Source organism: Methanothrix sp. (assembly GCF_024518575.1).
Lineage (GTDB): Archaea > Halobacteriota > Methanosarcinia > Methanotrichales > Methanotrichaceae > Methanothrix_B.
The window spans coordinates 1-6896 of sequence record NZ_JANIHG010000054.1 but is presented as its reverse complement, the minus strand read 5'-3'; the positions used below and the strand labels follow the sequence as shown (position 1 = coordinate 6896).

4 protein-coding genes and 1 pseudogene are annotated in these 6896 nt (G+C 56.5%); all 5 read right to left on the bottom strand.

Features of this window, described 5'->3' with window-relative positions:
• Window positions 1-800: pseudogene (locus tag NQU42_RS07925) on the bottom strand (hypothetical protein); the annotation flags it as partial.
• Between the two features lie 81 nt (window positions 801-881).
• Window positions 882-1337, bottom strand: coding sequence for a response regulator (locus NQU42_RS07920; protein ID WP_296610484.1), 456 nt, complete (start codon window positions 1335-1337; stop codon window positions 882-884).
• Between the two features lie 158 nt (window positions 1338-1495).
• The gene (locus tag NQU42_RS07915) at window positions 1496-2875 is read right to left on the bottom strand and encodes an FGGY family carbohydrate kinase (protein ID WP_296610486.1); all 1380 of its coding nucleotides are present in this window, start codon (window positions 2873-2875) and stop codon (window positions 1496-1498) included.
• Window positions 2876-3039: 164 nt separating this feature from the next.
• Window positions 3040-6372: a DNA polymerase II large subunit gene (locus NQU42_RS07910; protein WP_296610482.1), complete on the bottom strand. Its 3333-nt coding sequence runs from the start codon at window positions 6370-6372 to the stop codon at window positions 3040-3042.
• Window positions 6369-6776, bottom strand: coding sequence for a PPC domain-containing DNA-binding protein (locus NQU42_RS07905; protein ID WP_296610480.1), 408 nt, complete (start codon window positions 6774-6776; stop codon window positions 6369-6371). Before NQU42_RS07905 ends, NQU42_RS07910 begins: the two co-directional genes overlap by 4 nt.
• Between the last annotated feature and the right edge of the window lie 120 nt (window positions 6777-6896).

Here is a 6896-nt window from a genome sequence, read left to right as displayed (position 1 = left end):
CCTGTGCAGAGACACTGTCCATCGACCCAGTGGCACATCGGGTTCTGCTCACACTGCCGCTTCTCAGGATCTTCAGGAATCAGACCGCGACAGTAGCACTTCCCGTTGACCCAGCTGCACTGCGGGTTGCTCTCGCAGACCTCCTTTGGAGAGGGGCCTGGTGACGGCTCCGGCGGAATCCAGTGATAGATGACATCAACAACCACGCGGTTGCTGAACATGCCTCCTGAGTAGAGGATGCATTGATGCCTTCCGATGATATCCGCGTAATACCAGATGCGATAGAAGCCAGGGTCCACATATCCGAGATCGTACCTCCACACGAACCCCTGGGGGTATATCTCGTAGATGTAAACAGGCGATGAGTCCGGAATGAACATCAGCATCTCTGACCACGTGCCAAGAGGCATTGTGGCATACCAAGACCATCCATTATGCCGCCTGATCCACATTGCAGGCATGCTCTCAGGAAATATCGCGCTGAACCTGCCCCAGGGCATGTAGCTGCCGCTGTAATAGACGTAAGACGACTGAGAGATATCATCCAAAGGCAGCAGCTCCCCCAACTCAGTCTCCGGCGGGGTCTGGCTTATGTAAGCGCTCTCCACCGCAGAGGATCCAGCAGCCTCAGGAACCGCTGGAGCTGTCTCTTCTCCCCCGTAAGATTGCAAAAGAGACGTGAACTCCTGCATGCTCATATTCACAGCGCCGGAGCTGAGTTTCTGGTCGTAGCCGCCAAGAGCCAGCCCGATGATCAGGATGATGCCAACCACTGCCCAGATATGTATGCGTTTGATCACGGAGATCTCCCCATTATTCAATCTTACAGCTGCACCCCAGCATGTGCCATCCGACCAAGACAGTCACGCCTAAGAGGCGTTTTATGCAGCGCTTTTGTTGGGCGCATCGCTCCCTGGCGGCATGGTGTTCCACATGAGCCAGTATGTGCACACAGTTCTCGTGAGCTCCTGGAACTTGCTTAATCCAATCGGCTTTATGAGATAGCTGTTAGCATGGTTCATGTACGCGTTTATGATATCATTCCTGTTCTTCGATGTGGTCAGGATCACCACCGGTATGCTCATCAGGTCCTCAGAACGCTTGATCTCCTTGAGGAGGTCCAGGCCATCCATTCTTGGAAGCCTCAGATCCAGAAGGATGAGATCCGGCCTGGGGCTGGTGCTGCTGTCCACGTATCTGCCACGATGGAGCAGGAAATCCAGCGCCTCCTCACCATCACTCACCCAGTAGATCTTTCCCATCTTCATCTCTTCAAATGATCTTATGAAGAGGGACGCATGGTTCTCGTCGTCCTCCACAAGCAATACCGATGACATACCAAACTCCTTAATGCCCTGTTTTAGTGACGTCCTACATGCTTGAGACCAGAGCTTGCCCTCTGCTGCTCTATCACACTGCATCTTGACGATGCAATCTTGCACCAAGATTTCATCGATGCGTTTCTGGGGGGTGATACGAGGTTGTGGCATATCTGTTATTTGATGCTTTTGGTATGGGGGATGCCGCCAGCAGCCATTCTGAACTGCTCAAATATCATCTCCCCTGTCGTGCTATCTGGCACAAATCTTTCATTCGGATGTGCCATGCATCGCGAGGCCTCCTGAAGGCTGTGATAGTCACCAGATCCGTATGCTGCTATCATCGCAGCGCCCAGCATCTCTCCCTCCGGCACCCTCTGGGAGACCACTGGCAGGCCTGTTATATCCGCCTTCACCTGGTTCCAGAGCCTCGAGATCGACTGTGTTCCTGTCGTCCTTATCTCCTTAATGTGTGCTCCTCTTTCCTTAAACCTGTCGATCACCTGCCGCATTGCGCATGCACATCCCTCCATGATCGCTCTGGAGAGCTCAGGAAGTCCGTGATTTAATGATATGTTGACCATCGCGCCCACAGCAGAGATGCTGTGGCGTTCGCTGGAGAGATACGGCAAAAATATCAGGCCGCCTGATCCCGGAGGCGCGATCTCGGCCTCTGCTGCCAGCTCCCACGGATGCTTTGAGACAAGAGATGCAACCCACTCCATGCTCATACCCGTCGTCGAGAGCGATGCTCCTGTGTGCCAGAGAGATCCATCAAGAGGATGTGGAGCTGTGTAAAACCCCTCGACAGGGGCATCCCAGCAGAGCTCGATGCCCTCAGATGTGCCGGCCTTGTCGCACACAATCCCCCTCTCAAAAGATGCGGTCGCGAGGATCGCCTCCACGAAGTCAGGCGCGCCTGCGAAGACCGGAATGCCGCCTGGCAGGCCTGCCCTGCGCGAGGCATCTGTTTTTGTCCATCCCATCAGCTCTCCCATTATCCGCTGCTCTGGGAAGATCTCTGGATCCAGGCCAGCTGCATCGATCTCCTCATCGCTCCAGGGCAGAATCTCCTTTGAGGCTATCGATGCTGTTAAAGATCCGGTGAGCTTCCATGCGAGATAGTCCATCGGCTGGAGCACCTTTCTCAACCTTGCAAAGATCTCAGGTTTGTGGTTCCTGAGCCACATCGTCTGAGGGACATACCACGACGGCTGCACAGGTCTTCCAAGAAGCTCTGAGAGCATGGATGCCTCCCTCTCAGCCCTTCTGTCCAGCCAGAGCATCGAGGGCGCGACCGGCTCCATGGACGCATCGAGGAATACCGGAGAGGGTCCATGGCCACCGATAGATATTCCTGATATATCAGATGGTGGTTTCAGCTCACGGAGCGCCTCGCAGAGCGCCAGCCAGAATGCTTCCGGGTTTATCTCCGCGAAGCTCTCGTATCTCCTGAACCGCCTGTACCGGTTTACAGCCCCCCTCACCAGATCTCCATCATGAGTGAACAGCCCCGCCTTGACTGAGGTGGTGCCGATATCGATGCCGAGATACATATTCACACCGCAGCATGTTCGTGAAGACATTTATCTCTGGAGTGGAGGGGGCGAAGCGAGAGGACCTCGCCATTCAGGACGGTGAAGCGTTCACATGGCCATGCGCTTGTGCGATCGAAACGTTTCTGGGACCAGCCTGCATGAGGTTGCTGTGCAGGCTCGATTCAAACGAAATCAGCGAGGCCGGTCTGCTTCACCTTATCAGATCTGAATAACGACTCTATCTCCATCCTGATCAGCTCGAGCCGCTGGCGCGTGTAGCTCGAGACGCCGTACTCCTCCGCGACCTTCATAGAGACCTCGAGGTACTTTCTGACGCTGCCCTCATGGACGGTGAGTACAAGCCGCCCTCCGCACTTCGGGCAGAGCTCGCTGAGCGGGGGCCTCCTGTACTTCGCATTGCATTTCACACAGCGCACGCTCTGGCGCGAGAACGCCCTCAGATTTCCCATCAGATCCGGCAGGAAATGCGAGTTTATCACACGCTCGGCCACATCGGTCGCATCAACAGCCCTTATCAGCCTGGCGAGCTCCAGCTGGGATCTCATCTTGTCTATCATCGTCTCAAGGGTCTTGTAGGAGCTGTTCTTCGGTCCCCCAGCGATATCCTCTGTATCATGAGTGAAGCCGAAGCCAGAGTACTGCCTCTCGCCACCAAGCCGCTTCGAGACAAGATCGATCAACCCCTCAACGTCCTTTGGGCTTGCGTTTCTCAGGCTCGCCTCGTAGAACTCAAGGGGATACGTGAAGGAGAGATCCAGGTTGTGGGCCTCCTTGTCGACCTCTGCCGGATTGATCCGCGTTGTCAGGACGAGAGGCGCGTCCATCTTCCCGCCCCTCTTCTCCGGCAGGTAGGACCTGGAGAAGTTCAGCAGAGCGTCCATGAGCAGCATAACGCAATCCTCATCGCCATCACAGTTTCTTCTTTTAGCTGCATGGAAATAAGGGTGCGCGTATCCAGCGCTGGCCCTCGTGAACCCGATCAGCCTGCAGAGGACGCCGGCAGATGTGTGCGGGGCCAGACCTATCATGAGTCTCCCGATGAGATCCTCCGACCTCTCAGCTCTGTAGTATGGCTCCAGACCGTAGAATTTAACGAGAAGATCGTCCAAGAACCTCGAGACCCTGAGAAGCCAGTCGCCGGCATCCCTGCAGAGCACGACATCCTGGACCTTGAGCTCCAGTATCTGATCATCCCTCTCCAGAGGGTTTCCATGAATGTCGTGGGTGTACCCGAGATCGAGAAGAACATCCACGTTGGTGCCTATCTCCCTGGGACGGAAGTGTGTGAGAGGGAGGTCTGTGAGATCATACCTCGAGGTCCCATCCTTGAAGATGAGCACGCCGTGCTTTGCCCTCAGCACGCCCTTCTCGAGCGGCTCTGGCGTGGAGTCCCTGGAGGTGAGCCCCATGACGCCCCTGATGTTGTCAACACGCTCCCCGAGGGACTCAAGGGCTCTTGCGAGGGTGCTTTTCACATCTATCCTCATCCGCGTGGCTGCGCTCGTCTCTGTGCCGCACCTCGGGCATTTCTCCTCGGCGCGCACACCGCATGATGGGCACGCGCGCACGCGCTCCGTATGAGCTCCACACTCACACCTGAACGCAAACCCCTCCCTTCCGCAGGATGGGCATCTCCTTCTTTCCACAACCGCCTCAATGAATCCATGCTCTGCAGCCTCGTTCACAAGACGGCTCTTTCCCCCTTCAGAGCCTGTGGGGAATAGAACATGCGGCGGGGGTCGCATCTCCCTTCTGTCCGATTTCTCCGGCCTCCCCATCCTGCATCCGATCCTGGTTGGAGCTCTCGCTCTGACCATGAGACCGGACAGCTGATTGACAGCGCTCAGCGCATCATCAGCAACCAGATCCTCCCTTCTCCAGCGCCTTCCGTTCTCATCCACGCCCAGGCAGAGCAGCAGGGGGCGCGCGTCCTTCACCACGATCCTTCCATCCCTGACCCTATGCTGGACGAGAAGCTTCTCCAGGATCTCCTTTGTATCCTCGCGCAGATCCATGTGGAGCACATCACCATCGATTGCCCCCTTTGATGCTGCATCCGCAAGCATATCAAGCTCATCAAGGGTTACATCGTGCCAGAGGTATGTGTGATCAGGATGTAGTGGCACACCGAAATCTCTCGATAGTTGTATCGCCGTTCTCCCATCTATGTGCTCCATGCTCTCCGGATCGCCACCCGCCCTTCTGAGCTCCTCAGCCCACCACTCGAATGTGTAGGATGCGGGTGCAAGCGGCCTGTTGTTCTCCATGAAGTCCCCGAAGCTGACCAGGATCTCACCCAGGTCTATGATCCTGGAGATGTTCCTCCTGAGAGCTTCAGGGCTCGAGATCCAGGGAAACGATGAGGGGTCGTCTATGCGCACGACATCTCCATTCACCAGCCTGACAGTGGGGCCTTCGATAGAGCTCACCGGGGCTACAGCGGCAGCCTTGCCGGGCTGCTCGACCTTGATCTGGGTCCCAGGCGCAAGGAAGTGATTCAGCACCATCATTGTGGCCGGATTTATGCCGGCTGCTGCAAGACCCGTGTTCCTGGATCTCCCGTAGCGGAGCCTGAAGCCACCAGGTCTCGATGGGTGGGAGAAGACAGGCCTGCCCGCTATCAGATCCCTGAGAAACTTCTCGCTCGATCCCCCTCCATCCTTCTTCTCCCCGCCGAGCGCATCGAGCCACCCCCAGCCGTCTATTCCTAGCTTTGAGACGTGCTTCTTGATCTTCGGGCGCTTCAGAGCGATGCCCTCTGCGGAGACCAGCGCGATGCCGCCACGAACCCTGTTCGTCTCAACCCGCGGAAGATCCCGGTAGCCAGAGACCTCTTCCTCCTCCGTGGGCTCGCCATCTATGCATACTGGACAGTTTCTGATTATCGTCCTGATCTCATCATCAGATGGCGCGTACTGGAGGTGCTGAAGCCGCTTGTAGAGCCCGATCTCCTCTACATACCTCTCTATCTCCTCCTCTGTGGGTCTGTAAGGGGCGATGCCCATGCTCCTCCTGACGTAATCCGCGACGAGCACTGAGAGCGCCTGGGCGGTTCCACCGGCAGATCTTATTGGGCCCGCGTAGTAGACCTTCAGGTACTCGCTGCCGTCATCGTTCTTTCCCAGCCCGACCCTGGCGATCCCCTCTATCGGCGCTGCAACCACACCTTCGGTGAGAAGCGCAACAGAGGTCCTTATGGCCATATCTATCGCATCGAGCTTGCTCGCGCCTCTCCCCCCCAGACGCCCCTCAGCGAAGTCCCTGCCGATGGCTAGCGCGGCCTCCTCCCTGCTGAGCCCCTCTGCCTCGAGCTCCCTTATCCTGTCCGCAACTCCCGGTATGCCGACTAGCTTCTCGACCCGCTCAGCCAGATCGACGGCTATGGGTATTTCAACATCCAGCTCAGGATCGAGGCCCTTCGATCTCGCCATCCGGGCGATCTCCATCTCCTCTCTCAGGCCTCTCTCAAGACGCTCGAAGTACTCAGCGCTCAACTCCTCCTCCAGAGAAACAGACCTGTCACGGGATCGTATTCCCTGACAGGGGGCTCACCCTCAAGACCTATTAGGTGAAGCTCAGCAGCAAAGACCCTGCCGCCGAGCAGATGCCCGCCGATGAGGTTGCACTTCTCATCTGCTAGGGCGATGTGTGCATGGATGAACCTCTGCCCATCCCTTAAAGAGATGTTGCCGGTGCAGGATGCTATCTCGAATGCGCCATCAAAGCTGCGCTGTCTGTACACCTTTTCTTTCTGATCGTAGTAAGCGAGCTCAACCGACGATAGCGCTCCTATGACGCTGAAAAAGCCTGCATTTATGGACAGATCTGCAGCATTCTCTCTTATAGCCTCCATTATGTCAGAGCCATGCTGCAGCCCCACCATCACAGTCCTCGGCATGTAATGCCTCCATATGTGGAGCTTCACCTCTTCGACCGTCTTCGACAGAGCCTGGAACGGTCGAGGCGTTTGGAGCGTGTCTGACTGTCAAGGACTTAACAGACCAGTCGTTATTCTCCT

Bases quoted from the DNA above. Each gene is read 5' to 3' on its own strand.
- NQU42_RS07915 (WP_296610486.1), bottom strand. From the start codon at position 2,875: ATGTATCTCGGCATCGATATCGGCACCACCTCAGTCAAGGCGGGGCTG.
- NQU42_RS07920 (WP_296610484.1), bottom strand. From the start codon at position 1,337: ATGTCATCGGTATTGCTTGTGGAGGACGACGAGAACCATGCGTCCCTC.
- NQU42_RS07905 (WP_296610480.1), bottom strand. From the start codon at position 6,776: ATGCCGAGGACTGTGATGGTGGGGCTGCAGCATGGCTCTGACATAATG.